General features: G+C 71.4%; 19 protein-coding genes and 1 pseudogene. 12 read left to right on the top strand and 8 right to left on the bottom strand.

Features of this window, described 5'->3' with window-relative positions; all coding sequences use genetic code 11:
* Nucleotides 1-11 precede the first annotated feature (11 nt).
* The 3 genes from nuoL to nuoN are packed head-to-tail and all read left to right on the top strand — an operon-like array spanning nucleotide 12 to nucleotide 5,145.
* Nucleotides 12-1,907: an NADH-quinone oxidoreductase subunit L gene (gene nuoL / locus ACZ3IJ_RS19450; protein WP_467469750.1), complete on the top strand. Its 1,896-nt coding sequence runs from the start codon at nucleotides 12-14 to the stop codon at nucleotides 1,905-1,907.
* Nucleotides 1,908-1,912: 5 nt separating this feature from the next.
* Nucleotides 1,913-3,487, top strand: coding sequence for an NADH-quinone oxidoreductase subunit M (locus ACZ3IJ_RS19445; RefSeq protein WP_467469748.1), 1,575 nt, complete (start codon nucleotides 1,913-1,915; stop codon nucleotides 3,485-3,487).
* The gene (gene nuoN, locus ACZ3IJ_RS19440) at nucleotides 3,484-5,145 is read left to right on the top strand and encodes an NADH-quinone oxidoreductase subunit NuoN (RefSeq protein ID WP_467469746.1); all 1,662 of its coding nucleotides are present in this window, start codon (nucleotides 3,484-3,486) and stop codon (nucleotides 5,143-5,145) included. The genes ACZ3IJ_RS19445 and nuoN overlap by 4 nt, the downstream gene beginning before the upstream one ends.
* A 69-nt stretch (nucleotides 5,146-5,214) precedes the next feature.
* Here nuoN and fahA read toward each other — a convergent pair whose 3' ends face one another.
* Entirely contained in the window at nucleotides 5,215-6,441 is a 1,227-nt protein-coding gene (gene fahA, locus ACZ3IJ_RS19435) for a fumarylacetoacetase (protein WP_467469744.1), read from the bottom strand.
* A 301-nt stretch (nucleotides 6,442-6,742) separates the two neighbouring features.
* On the opposite strand from fahA, the gene ACZ3IJ_RS19430 reads away from it, so the two are divergent.
* A complete protein-coding gene (locus ACZ3IJ_RS19430) occupies nucleotides 6,743-8,011 on the top strand; it encodes an LPXTG cell wall anchor domain-containing protein (protein WP_467469743.1) in 1,269 nt (422 codons plus the stop codon).
* 61 nt (nucleotides 8,012-8,072) lie between these two features.
* Here ACZ3IJ_RS19430 and ACZ3IJ_RS19425 read toward each other — a convergent pair whose 3' ends face one another.
* Nucleotides 8,073-10,019: a CocE/NonD family hydrolase gene (locus ACZ3IJ_RS19425; protein ID WP_467470260.1), complete on the bottom strand. Its 1,947-nt coding sequence runs from the start codon at nucleotides 10,017-10,019 to the stop codon at nucleotides 8,073-8,075.
* Complete coding sequence (locus ACZ3IJ_RS19420) at nucleotides 9,920-10,936, bottom strand: peptide MFS transporter (protein ID WP_467470258.1); 1,017 nt, start codon at nucleotides 10,934-10,936, stop codon at nucleotides 9,920-9,922. Before ACZ3IJ_RS19420 ends, ACZ3IJ_RS19425 begins: the two co-directional genes overlap by 100 nt.
* A gap of 187 nt (nucleotides 10,937-11,123) precedes the next feature.
* On the opposite strand from ACZ3IJ_RS19420, the gene ACZ3IJ_RS19415 reads away from it, so the two are divergent.
* Complete coding sequence (locus ACZ3IJ_RS19415) at nucleotides 11,124-12,134, top strand: polyprenyl synthetase family protein (protein WP_467469742.1); 1,011 nt, start codon at nucleotides 11,124-11,126, stop codon at nucleotides 12,132-12,134.
* 157 nt (nucleotides 12,135-12,291) lie between these two features.
* On the top strand, nucleotides 12,292-13,476 hold the full coding sequence (locus tag ACZ3IJ_RS19410) for a LolA family protein (RefSeq protein ID WP_467469741.1): 1,185 nt from the start codon (nucleotides 12,292-12,294) through the stop codon (nucleotides 13,474-13,476).
* Between the two features lie 94 nt (nucleotides 13,477-13,570).
* Here ACZ3IJ_RS19410 and ACZ3IJ_RS19405 read toward each other — a convergent pair whose 3' ends face one another.
* Nucleotides 13,571-14,887 carry a M28 family metallopeptidase gene (locus ACZ3IJ_RS19405; protein WP_467469739.1) on the bottom strand — a complete coding sequence of 439 codons (1,317 nt, stop codon included), beginning with the start codon at nucleotides 14,885-14,887 and terminating at the stop codon, nucleotides 13,571-13,573.
* Nucleotides 14,888-15,179: 292 nt separating this feature from the next.
* On the opposite strand from ACZ3IJ_RS19405, the gene ACZ3IJ_RS19400 reads away from it, so the two are divergent.
* Nucleotides 15,180-15,689, top strand: a complete 510-nt coding sequence (locus ACZ3IJ_RS19400; RefSeq protein ID WP_467469737.1) for a DUF1203 domain-containing protein — start codon at nucleotides 15,180-15,182, stop codon at nucleotides 15,687-15,689.
* Between the two features lie 25 nt (nucleotides 15,690-15,714).
* On the opposite strand, the gene ACZ3IJ_RS19395 is transcribed toward ACZ3IJ_RS19400, so the two are convergent.
* Complete coding sequence (locus ACZ3IJ_RS19395; protein ID WP_391800514.1) at nucleotides 15,715-16,170, bottom strand: VOC family protein; 456 nt, start codon at nucleotides 16,168-16,170, stop codon at nucleotides 15,715-15,717.
* A gap of 220 nt (nucleotides 16,171-16,390) precedes the next feature.
* On the opposite strand from ACZ3IJ_RS19395, the gene ACZ3IJ_RS19390 reads away from it, so the two are divergent.
* Nucleotides 16,391-16,726, top strand: coding sequence for a DUF6401 family natural product biosynthesis protein (locus tag ACZ3IJ_RS19390; protein WP_467469735.1), 336 nt, complete (start codon nucleotides 16,391-16,393; stop codon nucleotides 16,724-16,726).
* 47 nt (nucleotides 16,727-16,773) lie between these two features.
* On the opposite strand, the gene rarD is transcribed toward ACZ3IJ_RS19390, so the two are convergent.
* On the bottom strand, nucleotides 16,774-17,793 hold the full coding sequence (gene rarD / locus ACZ3IJ_RS19385; RefSeq protein ID WP_467469733.1) for an EamA family transporter RarD: 1,020 nt from the start codon (nucleotides 17,791-17,793) through the stop codon (nucleotides 16,774-16,776).
* 158 nt (nucleotides 17,794-17,951) lie between these two features.
* Complete coding sequence (locus ACZ3IJ_RS19380; protein WP_467469731.1) at nucleotides 17,952-18,812, bottom strand: NAD(P)H-binding protein; 861 nt, start codon at nucleotides 18,810-18,812, stop codon at nucleotides 17,952-17,954.
* 98 nt (nucleotides 18,813-18,910) lie between these two features.
* Here ACZ3IJ_RS19380 and ACZ3IJ_RS19375 point away from each other — a divergent pair, with 98 nt between their 5' ends.
* The 4 genes from ACZ3IJ_RS19375 (at nucleotide 18,911) to ACZ3IJ_RS19360 (ending at nucleotide 24,611) form a co-directional block, all read left to right on the top strand.
* Nucleotides 18,911-19,318, top strand: coding sequence for a winged helix-turn-helix transcriptional regulator (locus tag ACZ3IJ_RS19375; protein WP_467469729.1), 408 nt, complete (start codon nucleotides 18,911-18,913; stop codon nucleotides 19,316-19,318).
* Between the two features lie 84 nt (nucleotides 19,319-19,402).
* Nucleotides 19,403-20,227, top strand: coding sequence for a hypothetical protein (locus ACZ3IJ_RS19370; RefSeq protein ID WP_467469727.1), 825 nt, complete (start codon nucleotides 19,403-19,405; stop codon nucleotides 20,225-20,227).
* Nucleotides 20,224-22,410: a bifunctional serine/threonine-protein kinase/ABC transporter substrate-binding protein gene (locus ACZ3IJ_RS19365; RefSeq protein ID WP_467469725.1), complete on the top strand. Its 2,187-nt coding sequence runs from the start codon at nucleotides 20,224-20,226 to the stop codon at nucleotides 22,408-22,410. The genes ACZ3IJ_RS19370 and ACZ3IJ_RS19365 overlap by 4 nt, the downstream gene beginning before the upstream one ends.
* A gap of 2 nt (nucleotides 22,411-22,412) precedes the next feature.
* Nucleotides 22,413-24,611, top strand: coding sequence for a bifunctional serine/threonine-protein kinase/ABC transporter substrate-binding protein (locus ACZ3IJ_RS19360; protein ID WP_467469723.1), 2,199 nt, complete (start codon nucleotides 22,413-22,415; stop codon nucleotides 24,609-24,611).
* Between the two features lie 41 nt (nucleotides 24,612-24,652).
* On the opposite strand, the pseudogene ACZ3IJ_RS19355 reads toward ACZ3IJ_RS19360, so the two are convergent.
* Nucleotides 24,653-25,075: pseudogene (locus ACZ3IJ_RS19355) on the bottom strand (2-oxoacid:ferredoxin oxidoreductase subunit beta); the annotation flags it as partial.

Genomic DNA, 25,075 nt, shown 5'->3' with positions numbered 1-25,075 from the left:
GGGGCTGAATCGTGGAGAACCTGATTGCGCTGCTCGTCGCGGCGCCTCTGCTGGGGGCGACCGTCCTGCTCTGCGGCGGGCGGCGCCTCGACAAGGCCGGGCCCCTGCTCGGCACGCTGCTCGCGGCCGCCTCCTTCGTCATCGGCCTCGTCCTCTTCGCCGACATGCTCGGCAGGAGCGTGGACGACCGGGCCATGTACCAGCACCTGTGGAGCTGGATCGCCGTCGGTGACTTCCAGGCGGACATCGCGTTCCAGCTCGACCAGCTGTCGATGACGTTCGTGCTGCTGATCACCGGCGTGGGCTCCCTGATCCACGTGTACTCGATCGGGTACATGGAGCACGACGAGCGCAAGCGCCGCTTCTTCGGCTATCTGAACCTGTTCCTCGCGGCGATGCTCCTCCTCGTCCTCGCCGACAACTACCTGCTGCTGTACTTCGGCTGGGAGGGCGTCGGTCTCGCCTCGTACCTCCTGATCGGCTTCTGGCAGCACAAGCCCAGCGCGGCCACCGCCGCGAAGAAGGCGTTCCTGGTCAACCGGGTCGGCGACATGGGCCTGTCGATCGCGATCATGCTCATGTTCACCACCTTCGGGACCTTCGCCTTCGGGCCGGTCCTGGAGGCGACCGGCGAGGCCTCCGAGGGCAAGCTGACGGCGATCGCCCTGATGCTGCTCCTCGCCGCCTGCGGCAAGTCGGCCCAGGTGCCGCTGCAGTCCTGGCTCGGGGACGCGATGGAGGGCCCGACCCCGGTCTCGGCCCTCATCCACGCGGCCACGATGGTCACCGCCGGTGTCTATCTGATCGTCCGCTCCGCCGACATCTTCAACGCCTCCCCGGACGCCCAGCTCGTGGTCGTCGTGGTCGGCGCGGTCACGCTCCTCTTCGGTGCGATCGTCGGTTGCGCGAAGGACGACATCAAGAAGGCGCTGGCCGGCTCGACGATGTCGCAGATCGGCTACATGGTCCTGGCGGCCGGCCTCGGCCCCATCGGCTACGTCTTCGCGATCATGCACCTGGTCACGCACGGCTTCTTCAAGGCCGGGCTCTTCCTCGGTGCCGGGTCGGTCATGCACGGCATGAACGACGAGGTGGACATGCGCCGTTACGGCGGTCTGCGGACGTACATGCCGGTCACCTTCGTCACCTTCGGCCTCGGCTACCTCGCGATCATCGGCTTCCCGGGCCTGTCCGGCTTCTTCTCCAAGGACAAGATCATCGAGGCGGCCTTCGCCAAGGGCGGCACCGAGGGCTGGATCCTCGGCGCGGTCACCCTGCTCGGCGCGGCCATCACCGCGTACTACATGACGCGCGTGATGCTGATGACCTTCTTCGGCGAGAAGCGCTGGCAGGCCGACGACAAGGGCGAGCTGCCGCATCCGCACGAGTCGCCGAAGTCGATGACGATCCCGATGGTCCTGCTGGCCTTCGGCTCCGTCCTCGCGGGTGGCTTCTTCTCCATCGGCGACCGCTTCGTGACCTGGCTGAAGCCGGTGACCGAGTTCGAGCACGGACACCCGCCGATCAGCGCCGGAGCCATCACCTCGGCCACGGTCGCGGTCATGGTGATCGGCGTCGGCATCGCCTACCTCCAGTACGGACGCAGGCCCGTCCCGGTCACCGCCCCGCGCGGCTCGCTGCTCACCCGGGCCGCCCGCCGCGACCTGCTCCAGGACGACTTCAACCACGCCGTCTTCGTGACGGGCGGCACGCACCTCACCCGCTCGCTCGTCTACGTCGACCACTCCCTGGTCGACGGGGTGGTCAACGGCACGGCTGCCTCGGTCGGCGGTCTGTCCGGCCGGCTGCGCAAGCTGCAGAACGGCTACGCCCGCACGTATGCGGTCTCCATGTTCGGAGGTACTGCGGTGCTGATCGCCGCGACCCTGCTGATGAGGGCGGTGTAACCGCGATGTCCTTTCCGCTTCTCACGGTGACGGCAGCGGTGCCGGCGGTCGGTGCGATCCTCACCGCCGCCGTGCCCGCCGCCCGCCGCACCGCGGCCAAGTGGCTGGCGCTGCTCGTGTCGCTGGTCACGCTGGTGCTCGCGGCGGTCGTCATGGTCCGCTTCGAGCCCGGCGGCGACCGGTACCAGCTCGTCGAGTCCCGCTCCTGGATCGCGGACTTCGGGGTCCGCTACGAACTGGGCGTGGACGGCATCGGGGTGGCGCTGATCGCGCTCACCGCCCTGCTGATCCCCTTCATCATCCTCGCGGGCTGGCACGACGCCGACCCGCTGGAGACCAAGTCCAGCCGCTGGCGGCCGACGCAGGGCTTCTTCGCCCTGATCCTGATGGTCGAGGCGATGGTGATCCTCTCCTTCGAGGCCACCGACGTCTTCCTCTTCTACATCCTGTTCGAAGCCATGCTCATCCCGATGTACTTCCTCATCGGCGGCTTCGGCGACCGGGCGCACGCGGGCTCGGACGAGAACGCGGCGGCCCAGCGTTCGTACGCGGCCGTGAAGTTCCTGCTGTACAACCTGGTCGGCGGACTGATCATGCTGGCCGCCGTCATCGGGCTCTACGTGGTCGCCGGGAACTTCTCCCTCACGGAGATCGCCGAGGCCAGGGCCTCCGGTCAGCTGGAGATGGCGACCAACACCGAACGGCTGCTGTTCCTCGGCTTCTTCTTCGCCTTCGCCGTGAAGGCGCCGCTGTGGCCGCTGCACACCTGGCTGCCGAACGCGATGGGGGAGGCGACCGCACCGGTCGCCGTGCTCATCACCGCGGTCGTCGACAAGGTCGGCACGTTCGCGATGCTCCGCTTCTGCCTCCAGCTCTTCCCGGAGGCGTCGAAGTGGGCAACCCCGGTGATCATCGCGCTCGCCCTGGTGAGCATCGTCTACGGAGCGCTGCTCGCGGTCGGCCAGCGGGACATCAAGCGCCTGGTGGCGTACGCCTCGATCTCGCACTTCGGCTTCATCATCATGGGCATCTTCGCGATGACCAGCCAGGGCCAGAGCGGCGCGACGCTGTACATGGTCAACCACGGGATCTCGACGGCCGCCCTGATGCTGGTGGCCGGCTTCCTGATCACCCGGCGCGGCTCGCGGCTCATCGCCGACTACGGCGGTGTGCAGAAGGTCGCCCCGGTCCTCGCCGGCACGTTCCTGATCGGCGGGCTCGCCACCCTCTCGCTGCCGGGCCTCGCGCCCTTCGTCAGCGAGTTCCTGGTCCTGGTCGGCACGTTCGCCCGCTATCCGGTGGCCGGCATCATCGCCACCACCGGCATCGTCCTCGCCGCGCTCTACACCCTCGTCCTCTACCAGCGGACGATGACGGGCCCGGTCGTGACGGAGGAGGTCCGGACGATGCCGGACCTGCGGGTGCGGGAGCTGGTCGTGGTCGCGCCGCTGATCGCTCTGCTGATCTTCCTCGGGGTGTTCCCGAAGCCGCTGACGGACATCGTGAACCCCGCCGTCACGCACACCATGTCCGACGTCCAGCAAAAGGACCCCCAGCCCGAAGTGGAGGCGGCCAAGTGAGTGCATCCGCCGTCGCACCCGCCGTCCACAGCCTGTGGACGACCGCCGCCGAGCCGGTGACCAAGATCCCGTCACCCCACATCGAGTACGTGCAGCTCTCGCCCGTCCTCATCGTGGTCGGCGCCGCGGTCCTCAGCGTCCTGGTCGAGGCCTTCGCGCCCCGCAAGGGCCGCTGGCTCAGCCAGGTGTTCCTCAGCGTGCTCGCGCTGGTCGCCGCCTTCGCCGCGATCGTCGGCCTCGCCGCCGGCGGCTACGGCTCCACCAAGGCGCACATCGCCGCCATGGGCGCCATCGCCGTCGACGGCCCGGCGCTCTTCCTCCAGGGCACCATCCTGCTGGCCTCGCTCGTCGCCGTCTTCACCTTCGCCGAGCGCAGGCTCGACCCGGCCGGCCACGGCCACCGGGTCGACTCCTTCGCCGCCGAGGCCGCCGCCGTACCCGGCAGCGACCAGGAGAAGGCCGCGACCAAGGCCGGGTTCACCACCACCGAGGTGTTCCCGCTGGCGCTGTTCGCCATCGCCGGCATGCTGGTCTTCCCCGCGGCCAACGACCTCCTGACGCTCTTCATCGCCCTCGAGGTCTTCTCCCTCCCGCTCTACCTGCTCTGCGCCGTCGCCCGCCGCAAGCGGCTCATGTCGCAGGAGGCCGCGGTCAAGTACTTCCTCCTCGGCGCCTTCTCCTCGGCGTTCCTGCTCTTCGGCATCGCGCTGCTCTACGGCTACGCGGGCTCCGTCTCGTACGCCACCATCGCGAACGTCGTCGACGGCGCGGCCGGCTCGATCGACCCGGCGCTCGCCGACACCATGGGCAACGACGCCCTGCTGCTCATCGGCTTCGCCATGGTCCTCATGGGGCTGCTCTTCAAGGTCGGCGCCGTGCCCTTCCACATGTGGACCCCGGACGTCTACCAGGGCGCGCCGACCCCCGTCACCGGCTTCATGGCGGCCGCGACGAAGGTCGCCGCGTTCGGCGCCCTGCTGCGCCTGCTGTACGTGGTGCTGCCGGGCCTCACCTGGGACTGGCGGCCGGTCATGTGGGGCGTCGCCATCGTCACCATGCTGGGCGGCGCGATCGTCGCGATCACCCAGACCGACATCAAGCGGCTCCTCGCGTACTCCTCCATCGCGCACGCGGGCTTCCTGCTGGCCGGTGTCATCGCCGCCACGCCCACCGGCATCTCGTCCGTGCTCTTCTACCTGGGTGCGTACTCCTTCGTGACGATCGGCGCCTTCGCGGTCGTCACGCTGGTGCGGGACGCCGGCGGCGAGGCGACGCACCTGTCCAAGTGGGCGGGGCTCGGCCGCCGTTCGCCGCTCGTGGCGGCGGTCTTCGCGGTGTTCCTGCTGGCCTTCGCCGGGATCCCGCTCACCTCGGGCTTCTCCGGCAAGTTCGCGGTCTTCTCGGCGGCGGCGGAGGGCGGCGCGGGTGCGCTGGTCGTCGTCGGCGTCATCTCGTCGGCGATCGCCGCGTTCTTCTACATCAGGGTGATCGTGCTGATGTTCTTCAGCGAGCCGAAGGCGGACGGCCCCACGGTCGCCGTGCCCTCGGCCTTCACCGCGGCCACCATCACGGTGGGCGTCGCGGTCACGCTGGTGCTCGGTTTCGCGCCGCAGTACTTCCTGGACCTGGCGGGCCAGGCGAGCGTGTTCGTACGGTAGCCGGAGACGCCGTCAGGGCCCGGTCCCCGCGCGAGCGGGGGCCGGGCCCTGACGTGTGTGCGGGGGACGTTACGGCGCCGGGACGATCCGGCCCGTCACCTCGCCGAGCGCGACCTGCGTGCCGTCGGGGCCCGGGGCCCAGGCGGTGAGCGTGACCACGTCGCCGTCCTCGAGGAACGTGCGCTTGCCGGTGGGCAGTTCGAGCGGGTCGCGGCCGTTCCAGGTCAGTTCGAGCAGCGAGCCGCGCTGGTGCGTCTCGGGCCCGGAGACCGTGCCGGAGCCGTACAGGTCACCGGTCCGCAGCGAGGCGCCGTTGACCGTCATGTGCGCGAGCTGCTGCGCGGCGGTCCAGTACATCGTGGCGAACGGCGGCTCGGAGACGACCTCGCCGTTGATCTCGACCGTGATCCGCAGGTCGAAGCCGCCCGGTTCCTCGTCGGCGGAGTCGTCCAGGTACGGCAGCAGGTCGAAGTCCCGGGCCGGCGGGGCCGTACGGGCCGCGTCCAGGGCCTCCAGCGGGGTCACCCAGGCCGAGACGGACGTCGTGAACGACTTGCCGAGGAACGGGCCGAGCGGCACGTACTCCCAGGCCTGGATGTCGCGCGCCGACCAGTCGTTGAGGAGCGTCAGACCGAAGACGTGCTCGCGGAACTCGGCCAGCGGGACCGGGGTGCCCATCGTCGAAGGGGTGCCGACGACGAAGCCGACCTCGGCCTCGATGTCCAGCTTCACCGAGGGCCCGAAGACCGGCGCCGGGTCCGTGGGTGCCTTGCGCTGGCCCGCGGGGCGAACGACATCGGTGCCGGAGACCACGACGGTGCCCGAGCGGCCGTGGTAACCGATGGGCAGGTGCTTCCAGTTGGGGGTGAGCGCGTCGCCGTCGGGGCGGAAGATCCGGCCCACGTTGGTGGCGTGGTGCTCGCTCGCGTAGAAGTCGACGTAGTCCGCGACCTCGAACGGAAGGTGCAGCGTCACGGTGTCCAGCGGGTGGAGCAGCGGCTCTATGACGGGGCGGTGCGCGGGCACCGTCACCCAGGCCGTGAGCGCCCTGCGCACGTCGCGCCAGGCGGTGCGGCCCGCGGCGAGCAGCGGGTTGAGGCTCGGCCGGTCGAGCAGCGCGGCGTAGGGCGAGCCCAGCGCGTGCGCCGCGGCCCCCGAGTCGAGGACATGAGCGCCGATGCGGACGCCGACCCTCCGCCGGTCGGGCTCGTCGGCGGGGGAGAAGACGCCGTACGGAAGGTTGTGCGGGCCGAAGGGATCGCCTTCGGCCAGATCGAGCGGGGACTGCTCGGGCATCGGTGCTTGCCTCGCTTTCCACAGGTGTGGGGGACACGTTACGGGGCGGACCGCTCGGCGCGGATGACATGGGTCACACAAAAAGATGGGCCTCCGTGCACAACTGTCCATGTTCGTGCGCTTTATTCGTCCGACGTGTGTCCTGTGCGCGACCTGTGCGCTTGAGCGCGTTCAACTCCCCCTTTCCAGGGCGTAATCCGGGTCATACGATCTTGGAGAAGTCGCACCGCGTGAGTTTCCCCGCAGGAGCGACCCACCCTTTCTTTCTTTTCGTCGACCGATCCTGACCAGAAGGTCCACCTTGAAGATTCGCCGTATTCTCGCGACGGCCGTGGCCGCCGCCGTGACGACTCCCGTCGTCTTCCTCTCGGCCGCTCCGGCGTTCGCCGACACCAAGCCGTCCGCGCCGTCGCAGACGCAGGAGCAGCAGCCGACGATCGAGGAACTGCAGAAGAAGGTCGCCGAGGCACAGAAGGCGTACGACGCCGCTGTCGTCGCGTACGACGGCGCCGAGAAGGCGCTCGCCGCCGTCGACGCCGCCGACAGCAAGCTGAAGCTCGCCGTCACCGACGCGGAGAAGGCCGTCGCGACGGCCGACACCGCGGTGAGTGCCGCGAACGAGAAGCTGTCCAAGGCCGAGGCCGACCTGAAGGCCCTGCCCGTCGATGCCACCCCCGAGCAGAAGGCGGCCGCGGAGCAGGCCGTCGAGACCGCCAAGACCGGCCTGACGACGGCCACCGCCGACCGCAAGGCCGCCGGTGAGAAGCTGACCAAGGCCCGGAGCGACATCAAGGCCGCGCGCGACGCCGCCTCTGCCGAGGTCGAGCGTCTGCGGATCGCCAAGGAGGCCGCCCTCAAGCTCCTCGACGCGGCCAAGAAGACGCTCGCGGACGCCGAGCCGCCGCACCCGGACTGCAAGGACGTCAGCGACCAGCTGGCGATCTCGATGACCGGCCCGAAGAAGGTCGTCGCCGGCGGCAGCGCCGAGTTCAAGCTGCGGGTCACCAACGACTCCGAGCAGACGCTCGACGCGGCCTACGTCACCACCGACCTGCTCGCCGAGAAGGACAGCCTGCTCGACCACGCGAAGCTCGAGTGGGGTCCGCTGAACAGCGAGTGGGCGGACCTGGACGCGGAGTACGGCTTCATCGAGCTCGACACGATGAAGCCGGGCGAGAAGGTCGACCTCCTGGTCCGCCTGACGGTCGACGCCAAGGCCCCCACGTCCGAAGCCATGTTCGTGGCCGAACCCGGCTATGACAACAAGGACGGGTCCTGCGGCTACATCGCCGAGGGCGCCTTCGTCGAGTTCGACGTCGCCGCCAAGGCCAAGGACGAGGAGAAGCCCTCCACCGGCTCGACGGGCGGCGGCTCCACGTCCGGCGGCAACACCGGCACCACCCAGCAGGGCGGCACCTCCACCACGTCCGTGACGTCCACCGGCCAGCTCGCCAAGACCGGTGCGAACGACGTCATGCCGCAGTTCGCCCTCGCGGGCGCCGCTGCCGTGGCCCTCGGTGCCGGCGCGATGTTCGTCGTCCGCCGCCGCAAGGCCGGCGCCGACGCCTGATCCGCGCGGTAGGCGAGGGGCTCGCATTCCACCCGGAATGCGAGCCCTTTCGCCTTTCCGGTCACCCCGCCGTTCGCGGAATGCGTTTCTCCCATGTCCGGTGGAAGGCGACTTCGTCTCCCCGTCTGCACACCACCTCGTTCGATGTGAGGAATGCGTCCGCGTCGCAGGAGATCTCCGAGCGCGATTCGATCGTCACGTCCCACGCCATATCCGGCCGGTGCAGCCGGATCGACCAGTCCGAGCGGGCGCGGGCCGAGAGCGGATCGTCCTCGACGATCGTGTACGTCTCCAGGGCGTCCTCGGTGAATTCCAGGCCGTCCGGGTAGACCCGCGTACCGCCGTACCGGGGGTCCACCTCGAGGCGCCACTCGCCCCTGGCCACGTCCCGTACCACCAGCCGCTCCGGGCGGGGCTCCTCCAGCGTCTCCGGGACGCTCACGCCCAGCGGCTCGGACTGCTCCGGCGGCTCCCACTCCACCGCGTCGTCCGTGGGGCGACGCACCGGCAGCGTCAGGTGGGAGGTCACCGGGTCGAGGGTGAAGCCCGCCGCGTCCGGCTGGGGCCAGATCCACGGCCAGTACGCGGAGGAGACCGCGAGGCGGACCCGGTGGCCGGGCGGGAAGGTGTGCCCGATGCCGTTGAGGTCGAAGACGACGTCCTCGGGCTCCCCGATCTGCGCCTCCACGGCCCGGTCGCGGCCGTAGCGGGCGGAGAGGTTCAGGACGCCGCGGGTGACCAGGGTCGAGGAGCCGTCCGGCGCGATGTCGCAGAGCCGGGCGACGACCTGTCCGGTGGGGGCGCCGGCCCGCAGGTTCAGGCTCACGCGCGGCCGGCCCAGGATCTCGATCGGCTCGCCGTCCTCCGGCACGGGGAAGTCGAAGCAGGCCGAATGGGCGTCCTCCTCGCGCTGGTCGGGCGGCAGATCGGCGTCGTTGCCGAAGGGGAAGAAGCGCCCGGCGTCGAGGCCGGTCTGCTGCGGGGATTCGACCAGGACCGGTTCGCCCGCGAAGGCGTAGGTGACGGGGGTGACGTTCGGGGACGGCCAGGCGGGGTCGGCGACCCACCGGCCCGGGAGCTCGTCGTAGACGGTGGCCGGCGGGTGGGAGCCGCTGATCCAGGAGCGGAGCAGCGGCTCGGCCATCACGTCGTTGTCGACGCCCTTCAGATGGTGGTCCCACCAGCGCAGGGTCTCCTGGAGGAAGCCGATCGCCGGCCCGGGCGGCAGACCGCGGTCCGGGTACTGGTGCGACCACGGCCCGATGATGCCCCGCACCCGGTCCTGGGGGAGGTGCTCGACCAGCCTCAGGACGGTGTCCCGGTACGGGTCGTGCCAGCCGCCCACGGCGAGCACGGCCGAGCGGATCGCGCCGTAGTCCTCGCAGACGCTCCCGTGCCGCCAGTACGCGTCCCGGGTCTGGTGGGCGAGCCAGGTGTGCACGAGCGGCTCCACGGACTCCAGGCGCCGCAGCCACAGCTCGCGCCACTCCTCGCCCAGGTACCGGGGGTCCGGCGGCCGGCAGACGAAGGCGAGCATGGTCGCGGACCAGGCGTGCATGTCCACGGCGAGGACGGAGCCGCCCATGTAGTGGACGTCGTTGTCGTAGCGGTCGTCGGTCGAGCACACGGTGACGATCGCCTTCAGCGGCTCGGGGGCCAGCGCGGCGATCTGGAGCGCGTTGAAGCCGCCCCAGGAGATCCCGAACATGCCGACCTTCCCCGTGCACCAGGGCTGCTCGGCGAGCCAGTTGACCACCGCCACGCCGTCGGCCAGCTCGACGGCGTCGTACTCGTCGCCGGGGAGGCCCTCGCTGTTCCCGTGCCCGCGCACGTCGACCCGTACGGAGGCGTAGCCGTGCCCGGCGTACCAGGGGTGGCGCTGCCGGTCCCTGGGCGCCGTCCAGTCGGTCAGGCGGTACGGCAGGTACTCCAGGAGGGCGGGGACGGGCTCGTCGGTGACCGGCCGCCAGATCCGGGCGTAGAGCCTCGTGCCGTCCGGGAGGGGGATCCGGACGTCCTCGTGGGTCGTCTCGTACGGGAACTCGGTGCGGATGCGCATGTCGTACCTCGGTGGACGGGGTGCATGGTGCGGCGCAGCCAGGGCGCCAGGGCGATCACGGCGAGGCCCGCGGCGACGGCGACGGTTCCGTTGACGCCGAAGTAGGCGGGCTTGGAGACGTCGGCGGCCAGGAGTACGGCCACGGCGCCCGCGACGACCACACCGGTGACGATCAGCCGTACGGCACGGCGCATGGCGTCGGGGGCGAGCGCGAACTCGGCCGAGTGCCTGCGCCCGGCCAGGTGACGTCGGCCGAGGACGTACTGGAGCAGGGCGAGGGTCATGCCGACCGCCGCCGAGAAGCCCCAGTGGTAGCCCTGGTGGTCGGCGAGCCAGCCCGTGATCAGCGGGCCGGCGAAGGCGCCGATGCCGATGGCCATGGAGGAGAGGGCGAAGCCGGCGTCGCGGCGGTCGTCGTCGGTGGCGTAGAGCTTGCCGACCATGGTGGCGACGTTCGGCTTGAGCAGGCCCGTGCCGGCGCTGATCAGTCCGAGGCCGGCCCAGGTCATGCCGGCCGTCGGCACCGCCATGGCGTAGTGGCCGCACGCGATCAGGATGCCGCCCCACAGGACGGCCCGGTAGGAGCCGAGGATGCGGTCGGCGAGCCGGCCGCCCGCGACGGAGACCAGGTGGACGAGCGTGCCGTAGGCGGCGGCGACGGAGGCGGCCGTGCCCCCGTCCATGCCGGGTCCCTCGTTCGCCACGGTGTCGGCGAAGTAGAGGACGAGGATCGCCTGCATGCCGAGGAACGAGAACCGCTCCCAGACCTCCAGGCCCGAGAGGGTGAGGAGCCCCTTCCGCTGGCCGAAGAAGGCATGATCGTCTTCGGGCGGAGGCCGCTCGTCGTTCGCGTCCGGATCGATCACTGTTCGGGACAAATCGCCTACTCCTGGTCGTATCAGCTGATCACGAACATACCGGGGGTGGCGGGAAGGCGCCCATGGTGATCGAAAGGCGACCGGATACGCTGACTTGAGTGAATCGAGCGACACATCGACAATCCGTGTGATCGTCGGCAGCAGAAGCAGGCGTCAGCAGACAGGAGACCCCCTCGTGACCGTCGTCGGGCCGTTCGGTCTTAGCGTGCGGGACCAGGCTCTTGAGGCCGATGTCCAGACCGGATTGGCGGCCGTGGAGGCAGGGCTCCTCGACGCCACCAAGAGCGAGATCCCGTTCATCACGGAGGCCGCCCAGCACCTCGTGCTGGCGGGCGGCAAGCGCTTCAGGCCGCTGCTCGTGATGCTCGCCGCCCAGTTCGGCGACCCCTACGCGCCGGGTGTCGTGCCCTCGGCCGTCGTCGTCGAGCTCACCCACCTCGCCACGCTCTACCACGACGACGTCATGGACGAGGCGGACGTGCGGCGCGGCGTCGACAGCGCGAACACCCGATGGGGGAACTCCATCGCCGTCCTGACGGGTGACTTCCTGTTCGCCCGCGCGTCGCACACGCTCGCGGACCTCGGACCCGAGGCCGTACGCATCCAGTCCGAGGCGTTCGAACGCCTGGTCACCGGTCAGATCCTGGAGACCGCGGGACCGCAGGGCGACCGCGACCCCGTCGACCACTACCTCGACGTCCTCGCCGGCAAGACCGGCTCGCTCGTCGCCGTCTCCTGCCGCTTCGGCGCCATGATGTCCGGCGCGGACGAGTCCGTCGTCGACATCCTCACCCAGTACGGCGAGCGGCTCGGCGTCGCGTTCCAGCTCGCCGACGACGTCCTCGACATCGCCTCCGACTCCCACGAGTCCGGCAAGACCCCGGGGACGGACCTCAGGGAGGGCATCCCGACCCTTCCGGTCCTCCGCCTGCGCGCCGCGGCGGCGACTTTCGGACGTTCCGAGGACGTGGAGCTGGTCGAGCTCATCGACGGCGACCTGTCGGACGACGAGCGGCACGCCGAGGTCCTGCGCCGGCTGCGCGTCCACCCGGCCCTGGAGCAGGCCCGGCGGGACACCGTGCGGTACGCGGAGGAGGCGCGGGCGATGCTGGCGCCGCTGCCCGGGGGATACGCGAAGTCGGCTCTGGAGGAGCTGTGCGACGCGGTGGTCCACCGGGCGGGCTGACGCCTGAGGGCCGATGCCTGGCGGGGTGGCCGGACGGGCTAGATGCCCTAGGGGTTGTCATCCCGTAGCAGTACGTCAGGTTGATGCCGGAGGCTGACGATTCGGCGCCGCCGCTTTGGTCAGATGGAGTCATCGACCACGGAGGTTAGGACAGACCATGGCAGAGACCCGTAAGGCGAGCCGCTACGTCGTCCCGTTGGCGGTGGCCGGAGTGGCCGCGGCGACGATCGGACTCGTACCGGCGCTGGCGGCGTCCGGCGACCCCGACCTGCCGGAGATCACGGCACAGCAGCTGATCGAGAAGATCGCGGCGTCGGACACGCAGACGCTGTCCGGCACGTTCAAGGTGACCACGGACCTGGGGCTGCCGTCGGTGGCGGGCCTGGCCGACAGTTTCGCGGGCGGTTCCCCGTCCGGCGGCTCGTCGTCCGTGGACCCGCAGGAGCGGCTGACGCAGCTGGTCTCGGGCACGCACACCCTGCGGGTGGCGGCGGACGGCCCCGAGAGGCAGAAGCTGACCATCGTGGACGGCTCGGACGAGTACAGCCTGATCCACAACGGCGACGACGTGTGGGCGTACGACAGCGCGTCGAACGAGGTGTTCCACGAGAAGGGCGACGCCTCGGACCGCCCCGCCGAGGAGAAGGAGCTCCCGGGCACCCCGAAGGAGCTCGCGGACGAGGTCCTGAAGGCGGCGGGCGACACCACCTCGATCACGGTGGGCGGTACGGCGAAGGTGGCCGGCCGGGACGCGTACCAGCTCGTCATCAAGCCGAAGCAGAGCGGCTCCACGGTCGACTCGGTCAAGATCGCGGTGGACGCGAAGACCGGGACGCCGCTGAAGTTCACGCTGGCGTCGGTCGAGGGCGGCAAGCCGGTCCTCGACGCGGGCTTCACGAAGGTCGACTTCGCCAGGCCGGCGGCCTCGACGTTCGACTTCAAGGCGCCCAAGGGCGCGAAGGTGACCGAGGGCGCGGACGGCGCGGACGACGCTGCGCACGGCAAGGCGCCCGAGGACCTGGAGAAGGAGTTCGACGGCCTCTTCGGCGGCATGGTTCCCGGCGCCGGCGGCGCGGGGGCCGAGGGCATGAACGTCATCGGCGAGGGCTGGACCGCGATCGCGAAGATCGACACCGGCGCCCCGGCCCCGAAGACGGGCGAGGCCCCGCAGGAGATCCAGGGCTTCCTGGACGCGCTCGGGGACAAGGTCAGCGGGAAGTTCGGCTCGGGCACCGTCTTCAAGACGAAGCTCGTGAACGCGCTGATGACGGACGACGGCAAGGTCTACGTCGGCGCCGTGACGAAGCAGGCGCTGGTGGACGCGGCGAACGCCGGGAAGTAGCGCGCGCGATTGGGACCCCGGGCGGGTCGGGGGCGATGGTCACCGACCCACCCGGGAGTTCTTCGTGCCTACGGCCGGCGTACGGCCTGCGGTCTTACGGGAACGTCAGCTTGAAGCTGTTGATGTAGCCGGTGTCGATCGCGGCCCGGTCCTGGGCGCGGAGCTTCCAGGCGCCGTTGGCGACCTCCGAGGAGGCGTTCACGGTGTAGGTCTGCACGATGTTGTCGGCGCTGCCGCCGGACCGGTTGTGCAGGTTGTAGACCGAGCCGTCGGGGGCGACGAGGTCGACGACGAGGTCACCGCGGTAGGTGTGGACGATGTTCACGTCCACCGCGAGGTTCGAGGGCGCGTTGCCGGTGAGTCCGGTGACGTTGACCGTCGAGGTCACCGCGGCGCCGTTGTCCGGGATGGACACGTCGGCCGTGTTCTCGAAGACCGTGCCCGGGTTGGGGTTGGTCGTACCGGCCGACAGGGTCCAGATCGCGTGGGCGACGGCGTCGCTGTTGCGGTCCAGGGCGGTGTCGTTGATGTTCGACGTCGTGTCGCAGGAGGAGTGGTAGCAGCGGTCGAAGGCCGTGGCCGTACCGCCCCACTTCTGGACCTGGGCGCTGGACTTGACCCGGCTGGCGCCGGTGAACAGGCCGCCGACGGGGATGCCCACGTTCTTGAACGAGGCGTGGTCGGAGCGGCCGTCGCCCTCGGTCTCGATCTCGGTGGGCACACCGATGCCGGCGAAGTAGCTCTTGAAGGTCTGCTCGATGGTGGGGTCGTCGTCGTAGACGAAGTAGCCGGGGTTGGGCGACCCGATCATGTCGAAGTTCAGGTACCCCGAGAACTTCGAACGCTCGGTGCTGGGCAGCTGGCTGACGTAGTACTTCGACCCGACGAGCCCGAGCTCCTCGGCGCCCCACCAGCCGAAGCGCAGGTGCTTCGTGGGCTGGAGGTTGGCGCGGGAGACGGCGAGCGCGGTCTCCAGGACGGCCGCGGAACCGGAGCCGTTGTCGTTGATGCCGGCACCGGACGAGACGGAGTCGAGGTGGGCGCCGGCCATGAGGACCTGGTTGGGGTCACCGCCGGGCCAGTCGGCTATCAGGTTGTAGCCGGTGGCGCCGCTGGAGGTGAACTGCTGGATGCTGGTGGTGAATCCGGCCGCGTCCAGCTTGGCCTTCACGAAGTCGATGGACGCCTTGTAGCCGGGGCGGCCGTGGGCGCGGTTGCCGCCGTTGGCGGTGGCGATGGACTGGAGGTCGGTGAGGTGCTGCTTGACGTTGGCGAGCGGTATGTCCGGCGCGGCAGCGGCGGCGGAGGGCGCACTGGGCGCGGCGTTCGCCGTGGCGCCGGTGAACCCGGCGAGGGCCATGGCGGTCACGGCCGCGAGTGCGGCGGCACGTCTGGGAACGGAGATGTTCATGTGGGGGCTCCGGATTCCGAACGGGGATGGGAACGGAACGTGCGAGACGCCCCGACGGCTGTGCAGTCGCGGGGCGTTGGAGCTGTGCGGTGGCGCTGTGCGTGTCGATGCGGGGTGGTGCGTGATGTGCGTGGTGAATGTTCAACGAGAGTTTGACTGAGCGTCAAGAGCGGAAACCGGTCAGAAGCGTTCGCTCACCGGACGAGTGTGCGGGCGGACGTGCCGCGCGCGCCCCGAACGCCAGGTCCGAATCCCGCCAGCGGGCGGATCGCGCGCACGTGACGCTGGAGCCATGACGACCTACACCGCACGTGCCATCGAGCCCGCCGTCCTCGCCGGACTCCGGGTCGCGGACGACGCCGGCCGGCCCTGTGTGCCGTACACCGCCGGAACCGCCGAGGAGGGCAGCCCGCTGCGCTGCTGCCTGCGGAGCATCGTGCCGGGGGAGCGGATCGCCCTCGTGTCGTACGCGCCGCTCCGCCGCTGGGCCGCCGCGAGCGGGGCCGCACCCGGGGCGTACGACGAGCAGGGTCCGGTCTTCGTCCACGCGGAGGAGTGCGCCGGACCGCCCGCCGCCCCGGAGTCGTACCCCTTCGACCGATCCGGAGCGCTGCGGACGCTGCGCCGTTACGACGCCGAGGGGCGGATCGTCGGCGGGCGGCTCCTGGAGATCCCGGCCGAGGCGACCGAGGCCTTCGACCGGGCCTTCGCGGAGGCCTTCGCCGACGAGCGGGTCGCGCTCGTGCACATCAGGGCCGTCGAGTACGGCTGCTTCCAGTTCGAGGTACGACGGGGAGCATGACGGCGCGCCGCCCGCACGGACACCGTCACTCCACGCAGAACTCGTTCCCCTCGGGGTCGGTCATGACCACCCATGTCGTCCCCCACTCCGACACCCGGCGCTGGACCGAGGCGCCCAGGGACTCCAGCCGCTCCACCTCCCCGTCGCGGGCGTCGGGGCCCGGGTGGAGGTCGAGGTGGACGCGGTTCTTGACGGTCTTCGGCTCGGGGACCCGCTGGAAGAGGATGCGGCGGCCGCGCCCGGTGCCCGACTCCTCCTCGAAAGGATCGTCCGGATGCCGGACAGCGGCCAGATCCCGCCAGCCGTGGCGGCCGTCCGGGAGCATGACCGTCAGCTCGGGCGGGGCCGCGCCGGCGTCGAGGAGGCGCTCGACGAGAGCGTTGTGGTCCTCCTCGACGTAGCCGAGGGCGGCGGCCCAGAAGGCGGCCTGGGCGTGCGGGTCGGCGGTGTCGATCACGAGCTTCCAGTGGAGCGGAGTCATGCCCCCAGTCGTACTGCTCGCGCGATGCGGGTCGCGAGAGGCATGACCCGCGTTCACCCCGATGGGCAGTCGTTCCGGCGCCGCCGCCCGCCGCCCGCCGCCCGCTGCCCGCTGCCCGCTGCCCGCCGCCCGCCGCCCGTGACGGTGGCGGCGGCGGAGGTTGCGGGTGCTGCGACGAAGGTCACGGCGGGGTGAGCGGAGGCGCCCTTAGTGTGGAGGAATGAACGACTCGCCCGACTGTCCGCTGGTCGGAGTGGTCGCCACCTACCTGCCCCGGCTCGCGGAGTTCGCCTTCGAGCCGGGGCTCGTGGCCGCCGTCGACCAGCACGCGGCGGCCGTGTGCGACGCCCTGGTCCCCGCCCCGCGCCGGCCGGACGAGACGGCTCCCGCGCTCCGGCGGACCGTGCGCCGGGAGGACCTGGCCGACTACGTCCTCGGTTTCACGGACTCGCTGTCGGAGGCCGACTGGACCGAGCCGGTCGGCCACGACTTCGCGACGCTGCGCCTGACGGCCGTGTGCTGGCTGATCCGGGAGCACGACCTGCTGGCGGCCTGAGCCGCCGTGGTCACGGCGACGCGGGGCTCACGGCTTCGTGGGCCTCGTCAGGAGACGACCGGCGTCCGGCCGGGGTCGGAGGCGGCCCCGGCGTCGGCGCGCACAGTGCCGCTCGCCGTCGCCGCCACAGCCACCTCGGCCGCCTCGGCCGCCGCGCGCTCCGCGGCCGCCAGCGCCGCCCTGCTCCGCCGGGCCGTCCGCAGCGCGTCCCAGGTCAGGATCGTCAGCGCCAGCCACACCAGTGAGAAGCCCGCCCAGCGCTCCGGCGGCATCGCCTCGTGGAAGTACGCGATCCCCAGCACGAACTGGAACATCGGGGCCAGGTACTGGAGCAGTCCCAGCGTCGACAGGGGTACGCGGATCGCCGCCGCTCCGAAGCAGATCAGGGGGACGGCGGTGACGATGCCGGTCGCGGCGAGCAGGGCCGCGTGCCCGGTGCCCCCGGTGCCGAAGGTGGCCGAACCCTGCGAGCCGAGCCACAGCAGGTAGGCGAGGGCGGGCAGGAACTGGATCGCGGTCTCGGCCGCCAGGGACTCCAGGCCGCCGATGTTGACCTTCTTCTTCACCAGGCCGTAGATGCCGAACGAGAAGGCCAGGATCAGCGAGATCCACGGCGGCTGCCCGTAGCCGACGGAGAGGACGAGCACGGCCGTCGCCGCCACGCCGACCGCCGCCCACTGCGCGGGCCGCAGCCGCTCCTTCAGGAGCAGGACGCCCAGCGCGATCGTGACGAGCGGGTTGATGAAGTAGCCGAGGGACGCCTCGACGACGTGGCCGGCGTTGACCGACCAGATGTAGACGCCCCAGTTGACGGTGATCACCGCCGCGGCAAGCGTGATCAGGCCGAGCTTGCGCGGGCTGCGCACCAGCTCCCGTATCCAGCCCCACCGGCGGACCGCGAGGAGCGCGACGACGACGAAGGCCAGGGACCACACCATGCGGTGGGCCAGGATCTCGACCGCCCCGGCGGGCTTCAGGAGCGGCCAGAAGAGCGGGACCAGACCCCACATCCCGTAGGCACCGATCCCGTAGAGGAGACCCGCTCGTCCCTCGTTGTCCGTCTTCACCGAACCTCCTGCCCTGCGCCACGCCGTCCTGATGAAGGTAGCGCCGCACAGGGCAGGCTGTCATGTCCGTACCGCGATACGGTCATGACTTCCGCGTCGACCCTTTCCGGAGGCCCGCGGGAGGCCCGGACGAGGGCCCGTACAGGGGCTGTGCGGGCCTACGCGAGGGCCTTCGCGACCGTCTCGGAGAGCGGGGTGGTGGGGCGACCGATGAGGCGGGACAGGTCGCCGGTCCGCCGGGCGAGCGCCCCGCGCTCGATGGCCTTGTCGACGTCCACGAGGATCGCGGCGAAGGGCGCCGGGACGCCGGCACCGGTCAGGATCGCCTCGTGCGTCCCGGCCGGGACGTTGTCGTACCCGATCTCCCGGCCCGTCTGGCGGGCGACCTCGGCCGCGTACTCGGCCAGCGACCAGGCGACGTCGCCGCTCAGCTCGTACGCCCTGTTCGCGTGCTCCTCGGCGGGGCCGGTCAGGACGGCGGCGGCCGCGGCTGCGTAGTCGGCGCGCGCGGCGGAGGCGACACGGCCCTCGCCGGCGTTGGCGACGACGGCGCCGTGGGCGAGGACGGGGGCGAGGTTCGCGGTGTAGTTCTCGGTGTACCAGCCGTTGCGCAGGAAGGTGTACGGCAGCCCCGAGTCGAGGATCAGCGTCTCCGTCGCGCGGTGCTCGGCGGCCAGGTCGAAGTCGGCCTCCGGCCCGCCCAGGATGCCGGTGTACGCGAGCTGGGCGACGCCGGCGGCCTTGGCCGCGTCGATCACGGCGGCGTGCTGGGCCACGCGCTGTCCGACCTCGCTGCCGGAGATCAGCAGGACGCGGTCGCCGGGCTCGAAGGCCCCCGCGAGGGTCTCGGGCCTGCTGTAGTCGGCGATCCGCAGCTCGACGCCGCGCCCGGCGAGGGCGGCGGCCTTCGCCTTGTCGCGGACGACGGCGACGACGGACTCGGCGGCCACCAGGGCCAGGAGCTCGTCGATGACGAGACGGCCGAGCTGTCCGGTGGCTCCGGTGACGACGATGCTCATGGGTGGTTCCTTCTCCCGTGGGGTGCGGTGGGTGATGCACTCACCGTACGGGAGGCACTAACTCTGAGAAAGTACCCACTTTGAAGTAAGGTACTGGCATGGAAGTAAGTGTCCCGAAGAGTCTGCTGGCCGACGTCGACGGTGCGACGTGCCCGGCGCGGCTCGTCCTGGAGCACGTCACCAGCCGCTGGGGCGTCCTGATCCTGATCGCGCTGAGGGAGCGCTCGTACCGCTTCAGCGAGCTGCGCCGCAGGGTGGGCGGGGTCAGCGAGAAGATGCTGACGCAGACGCTCCAGACCCTGGAGCGCGACGGCTTCGTCCACCGCGACGCCAAGCCGGTCATCCCGCCCCGCGTCGACTACAGCCTCACCGAACTGGGCGAGGAGGCCGCCGGTCGGGTCTGGGAGCTGGCGCGCTGGACCGACGCCCGGGTCCCGCAGGTCCGGGAGGCCCGCGCCCGCTACGACGAGGCACGTCCCGGAAAGGCCACAGGTTCGCCCCAATGATGTTGTAAACGGGGCGAGTTGGTGTCCACGCGTCGTACGATCTCCTCACCACTCGGGGCAAGTGTGAGCGTGCGTGGGGGATACGTGACATACGGGTACCGAAGAGTGCTGCGCGCCTGCGGGGGAGTCCTCGCGTGCGGCCTGATCCTGACGGCGTGCTCCGACGCGGGCGACGACGGCGGAGGCGGCGACGGCAAGGGGGGCCCACCCTCGGCGACGGCGTCCGGGACCACGGCCGCCCAGCCCGCGCCGACGCCCTCGAAACTCGGCTTCACCGCCGACCCGAAGCGGGCCCCGAAGAACGAGGCCGAGGCCAAGCGCCTCGCCCTCGCGATCGTCGCGGGCCCCGAGTCCTGGGGGGCGGACTTCGTCAGACGCACCCCGTACCTCAGCGCCGACGACTACTGGCCGGTCCTCTCCGCACAGTGCACCTGGGAGACCGGAACCCGCCCGCGGACCGTGCTCCACAGCGTCACCGCCTACGGCGAGATCCCCGCACGAGCGGGCCGGGGCGCCCTCCGGGTCTCCGCCACCGTCACCGTCCACCGCACCGAGACGGACGCCGACTGGGAGATGGCCGAGACACTGGAGGAGGCGCTCCGCTGCCCCGCCCAGCGGCTGCGCGACGGTGAGCGGATCACCGGCCTGATGTCCCTCGGCAGCCCCTTCGGCGTCGGTGGCAACTTCACCGCCGCGGACTCGCTCAGAGAGGCGGGGTCGTACGTCAACGACGCGGTCAAGGGCGAGCAGACGTACTCCTGGTACCAGTCCCGCGTGGGGCAGATCACCGTCGCCGCCGTCGTCAAGGGCGCTCCCGGGCACGTGGCCAAGGAGGTCGACAACGCGCAGATCCAGGCGCTGGTCGCCATGGTCGGGCGCGCCGAGGACAGCCTGGAGGTGCAGTCATGACCCCCGCAGCTCTTCAGCCGCTCAGGACCTCCGACCCCTCGGCGATCGCCGGATACCGGCTGCTCGGCCGGCTCGGCGCCGGTGGCATGGGCGTGGTCTACCTCGGCCGCACGGACAACGGCGAACTCGCCGCCGTGAAGGTCACCCACGCCGACCAGGCCGACCAGGCCGACTTCCGCGCCCGCTTCCGCCGCGAGGTCGAGGCCGCCCGCCGGGTGGCCAGCCCCTGGGCCGTCCCCGTCACCGGCGCCGACCCCGATGCCCCCGAGCCGTGGATGGCCACCGCCTTCGTCCCCGGCCCCTCCCTCGGCGAGGCCGTCGCCGCGCACGGCCCGCTGCCGGAGCGGAGCGTACGCCTCCTCGGCGGCGCGCTCGCCCGCGCGCTGGCCGCCGTGCACGCGGCCGGACTCGTCCACCGCGACGTCAAACCCGGCAACGTCCTCCTCGCCGTCGACGGCCCACGCCTGATCGACTTCGGCATCGCCCGGGCCACCGGCGAGACCGCGCTCACCTCCACCGACATGGTCGTCGGCACCCCCGGCTTCCTCGCGCCGGAACAGGCCGAGGCCCGCGCCGCCGAGATCGGCCCGCCCAGCGACGTCTTCGCACTCGGCTGCCTCCTCGCGCACGCGGTGACCGGCCGCCCGCCCTTCGGTACGGGAGCGGTCGACGCCCTGCTGTACCGCACGGTCCACGACGAGCCCGACCTCGCCGGCGTACCGGACGGGCTCCTGGACCTCCTGCGCACCTGCCTCGCCAAGGACCCGGCCGGGCGGCCCACCGCCGAGGAGATCGCCGAGCGTCTGACGGAGGACACGCCCGGCGCCGGGAACGACTGGCTGCCCGCCCCGGTCGTACGGACCATCGCCGAGCGTTCCGCCGCCATGCTCGCCCTGCCCGAGATCGAGTCCACCCAGCTCGGCACGTCGGACGACGGAGGGCAACAGGGCACCGGCAGAAGGAAGTTCCTTCTCCTGGCCTCCGGCGCCGCCGTCCTCGCCGCCGGAGGCGGCACCGCCGCCTGGGCCGCGCTGCGGAACGACGACAAGGACCGGAAGGCGGCCACGGGGCCGAAGAAGCGACGCTGGGTCATCGGCGTCCACACCGACCTGACCGGCCCCGCCAAGGACATCGGCCGTGCGCAGGAGCGGGGCGCCCGACTCGCGGTGGAGCAGTTCAACGCCCGTGAGAACAAGCCCTTCACCCTCGAACTCAAGGTCTCCGACGACGGCGGGGACAAGAACAGGGCCCTGGCCGCGGCCCGCGTCCTGACCGGAGACCCCGACGTCCTCGGCGTCATCGGGCCCACCTCCGACTACACGGGCCTGGCCGCCCTCCCCGCGTACGACGAGGCGCTGCTGCCCGTGATCACCGTCTCGGCCGGGCTCAACCTGCTCTCCAACCGGGCCGGCGGCCAGGGGCTCTCGATGGTGCAGGCGTGTCCGCAACACGTCTACGCGGGCATGTGCCTCGCCTACTACGTTCTGACGAAGACCCCGAGCATGCGGCCGGGCGTCCTCCAGGAGCGGAGCGACGACACCTACGCCTGGCAGTACATCGGCGGCGCCACCTTCGGCTTCCGGCAGGCGAAGGTCGTCCCCTTCCCCCGTGTCGTCCCCGGACCCACCACCGACTACAAGCGGGTGCTCGGCAGCATGATCGCGGAGGGCATGGACGCGTACGTCCACTGCGGCCTCGCCCCGAGCGCCGTCATCGCCGCCCGCACACTCGACGAACTCGGCTTCACCGGCATGAGGATCACCGGTCAGCACGTGTTCACGCCGCGGTTCCTCACCGGGGCGGGCAAGGCGGCGGAGGGCTGGATCATCGGCGCGCCGGTCGTCGACCCCACGACCCGCAAGGAGGCCTCGGCCCTCATCGCGGCGCACCGCGAGCGGTACGGCGAGACCCCCGCCTTCTACACGGGCGAGTACTACGACATGGTCAACCTCCTGATCCAGGAGGTGGAGAAGGCGTCGAAGGGCGGGAAGCGTCCCGACCGCACCTCGCTCGTCGCCTCGTTGCGCAAGGCCAAGTACACCGGCGCCATGGGCGGCTACGTCTTCGACCACGAGGACGGACATCTGACGGGGGTCGGCACCTTCATGTACGCCGTCGAGAACGGCCGTTACAAACCGCTGGAGTTCGCCCCCGCCGTACCGCCCAAGAACAGACAGGTCTGAGCATGCGGCCCCTGCGTCCCGCCGACCCCTCGACGATCGCCGGATACCGTCTGCTGGGCCGGCTCGGCGCCGGCGGCATGGGCGTGGTCTACCTCGCCCGGTCCGCCGGCGGCGCCCTCGTCGCGCTCAAGCTGATCCTGGCCGAGCACGCCGCCGACCCCGGCTTCCGTGAACGGTTCCGGCGGGAGGCCCGGGTCGCCGAGCGGATCACCGGCCGTTGGGTGGTCCGTGTCCTCGGTTCCGACCCGGAGGCCCGCGAGCCCTGGCTCGCCACCGAGTTCGTGCCCGGCCCCTCGCTCTCCGAGGCCGTCGCCCTCCACGGCGCCCTGCCCGAGGAGAGCGTACGGGCCCTGGGCGCCCGGCTCGCCGACGCGCTCGCGGACATGCACGAGGCCGGACTCGTCCACCGGGACGTCAAGCCGGGCAACGTCCTGCTCGCCCTCGACGGGCCGCGGCTGATCGACTTCGGCATCGCCAGGTCGGCCGGGGCCACCGCCCTCACCGCCACCGGCGCGATGATCGGCACGCCCGGCTTCCTCGCCCCCGAGCAGGCCCGCGCCGCCGGTGCGGGCGAGGTCGGTCCGCCGAGCGACGTCTTCTCGCTCGGCTGCGTCCTCGCCCACGCGACGACCGGACGGCCCCCCTTCGGTACGGGCGGGGTGGCCGCCGTCGTGTACCGCACGGTCCACGAGGAGCCCGACCTCGACGGCGTACCGCGGGCGCTGTTGCCGCTGGTGACCGCGTGCCTCGCCAAGGACCCGGCGGACCGGCCGACGGCCGGGGAGGTACGGGCGCGGCTGGGGTCCGCCGAGGGGCCGGCCGGCGACTGGCTGCCGCCCGGGCTGCCCGCACTGATCGCCGAACGCTCCGGACGGGTCCTGGACCTGCCCGTCGCGGAGCCCACCGTCGTCGTCGCCTCCGGAGCCCCGGACGCCGCCTCCCCGTCACGGCGCCGCTTCCTGGCGCTCGGCTCCGCGGCCGCCGTCGCCGGGGCGGGCGGACTGACGGCCTGGTTCGTGAACCGCAGCCCCGCCACCCCGGCGGCCGGCGGGCCGCCCGCGGCCCTGCCCACGTACAGGATCGGGATCCAGACCGATCTGAGCGGACCCCGGGCGGCGGACGGGCGCGCCCAGGAGCGCGGGGCCAGGCTGGCCACCGAGACCTTCAACGCCCGCCCCGACCGGCCCTTCGACCTGGCGCTGAAGGTGCTGGACGACGAGGGTTACCCTCCCCGGGCGGGAGCCCTGGCACGGGAGTTCGTGAAGGACCCGTCCGTCATGGCCCTGATCGGCCCGAGCACCCGCGAGACCCTGCTCGCCGCGGCCCCCACCTACGACGCGAACCTGCTGGTGACGGCGACCGTCGCCGTCGGGATCGACCAGGGCGACCTGCCCTTCCAGACCATCAACCCCGTCTACCGCGAGCTGCGCGTCCATCACGACATGCTGCAACTGCCCTTCACCAGCATCGCCCTCGTGCGCGGCGCCAAGCGGACGGCCGTCGTGCAGGACCGGGCGGCGGGCGACTACGCCTGGCGTACGGCCCACTCCGCGCAGACCACCATGGCTGCGGTGGGCGAGACGGTGACGGTTCACCAGATCGCGGCGGACGAGGAGGACTTCGGTCCGGTGGCGCGCGAGGTCGTCGCCGCCCGCCCCGACGCCGTGCTCTACGGGGGCGTCTCCCCCCGCCGCGCCGGACTGTGCGCCAAGGCGCTGAAGCAGCAGGGCTACGGCGGGCTGTGCGGGAGCGTCGAGTACGCGCTGGGACCGGAGTTCCTCTCCACCGCCGGCCCGGCTGCCGAGGGCTGGTACTTCGGCACCACCTACGTCGATCCGGCGCTCGTGCCCGCGGCCGAGGAGTTCACGTCCGCCTACCGCAGGCGCTGGCGCCTGTCGGGCACGGCGCCCGTCGAGCGGTTCGCGGTGGAGGCGTACGACGCGGTGACGTGTCTGGCCGACCGCATGAGGGACCTGGTGGCGAACCGGAAGCTGGCGATGACACGCGTCGCCGTGCGCGGCGCGATGCGCGTGTTCTCGTTCCAGGGCGTCGCGAAGATGTACGGCTTCGAGGAACAGAACGTGATGATGTACCGGTACAACAAAGAGGTGTTCGTGTACCGGATCGAGCACGGCGCCCCGCGCTACCTCGGGCAGTTCGAGAAGTTCGCGGACGAGGAGAAGAAGCGTCTGAAGGGGTGAGGGGCCGCAGCGGCCCTCACCCCTTCAGGGCGCGGCGGGTGTCAGCCGACGACGGTCCAGGTGTCGTTCCCCGCGAGGAGCTGGCCCAGGTCGCCCTTGCCGTGCTGCTCGATGGCGGTCTCCAGCTGGTCGGCCATGAGGGTGTCGTAGACCGGGCGCCGGATGGAGCGGAAGACGCCGATGGGGGTCTGGTGGAGGGTGTCGGGGTCGGCGAGGCGGGAGAGGGCGAAGGCGGTGGTCGGTGAGGCCGCGTGGGCGTCGTGGACCAGGATCGCGCTCTCGTTCTCGGGGGTGACCGTGACGACCTTCAGGTCGCCGGTGGCCTGGTCGCGGACGACACCCTTGGAGTCGTCCGCGCCGAAGCGGATCGGCCGGCCGTGCTCCAGGCGGATCACGGCCTCCTGCGCCTGGTCTTTGTCTTTGAGGGGTTCGAAGGCGCCGTCGTTGAAGATGTTGCAGTTCTG

The sequence above is a fragment of the Streptomyces sp. NPDC013317 genome, assembly GCF_055563155.1.
The sequence above is the reverse complement of the archived record's forward strand: the minus strand, read 5'-3'. Positions and strand labels throughout refer to the sequence as shown.

Excerpts from the sequence above, each read along its gene's own strand:
- ACZ3IJ_RS19365 (WP_467469725.1), top strand. The coding sequence starts at position 20,224 with ATGACCCCCGCAGCTCTTCAGCCGCTCAGGACCTCCGACCCCTCGGCG.
- ACZ3IJ_RS19360 (WP_467469723.1), top strand. The coding sequence starts at position 22,413 with ATGCGGCCCCTGCGTCCCGCCGACCCCTCGACGATCGCCGGATACCGT.
- ACZ3IJ_RS19410 (WP_467469741.1), top strand. The coding sequence starts at position 12,292 with ATGGCAGAGACCCGTAAGGCGAGCCGCTACGTCGTCCCGTTGGCGGTG.
- ACZ3IJ_RS19375 (WP_467469729.1), top strand. The coding sequence starts at position 18,911 with ATGGAAGTAAGTGTCCCGAAGAGTCTGCTGGCCGACGTCGACGGTGCG.
- ACZ3IJ_RS19445 (WP_467469748.1), top strand. The coding sequence starts at position 1,913 with ATGTCCTTTCCGCTTCTCACGGTGACGGCAGCGGTGCCGGCGGTCGGT.
- ACZ3IJ_RS19400 (WP_467469737.1), top strand. The coding sequence starts at position 15,180 with ATGACGACCTACACCGCACGTGCCATCGAGCCCGCCGTCCTCGCCGGA.
- ACZ3IJ_RS19390 (WP_467469735.1), top strand. The coding sequence starts at position 16,391 with ATGAACGACTCGCCCGACTGTCCGCTGGTCGGAGTGGTCGCCACCTAC.
- ACZ3IJ_RS19405 (WP_467469739.1), bottom strand. The coding sequence starts at position 14,887 with ATGAACATCTCCGTTCCCAGACGTGCCGCCGCACTCGCGGCCGTGACC.
- fahA (WP_467469744.1), bottom strand. The coding sequence starts at position 6,441 with ATGCCCGAGCAGTCCCCGCTCGATCTGGCCGAAGGCGATCCCTTCGGC.
- ACZ3IJ_RS19395 (WP_391800514.1), bottom strand. The coding sequence starts at position 16,170 with ATGACTCCGCTCCACTGGAAGCTCGTGATCGACACCGCCGACCCGCAC.
- ACZ3IJ_RS19380 (WP_467469731.1), bottom strand. The coding sequence starts at position 18,812 with ATGAGCATCGTCGTCACCGGAGCCACCGGACAGCTCGGCCGTCTCGTC.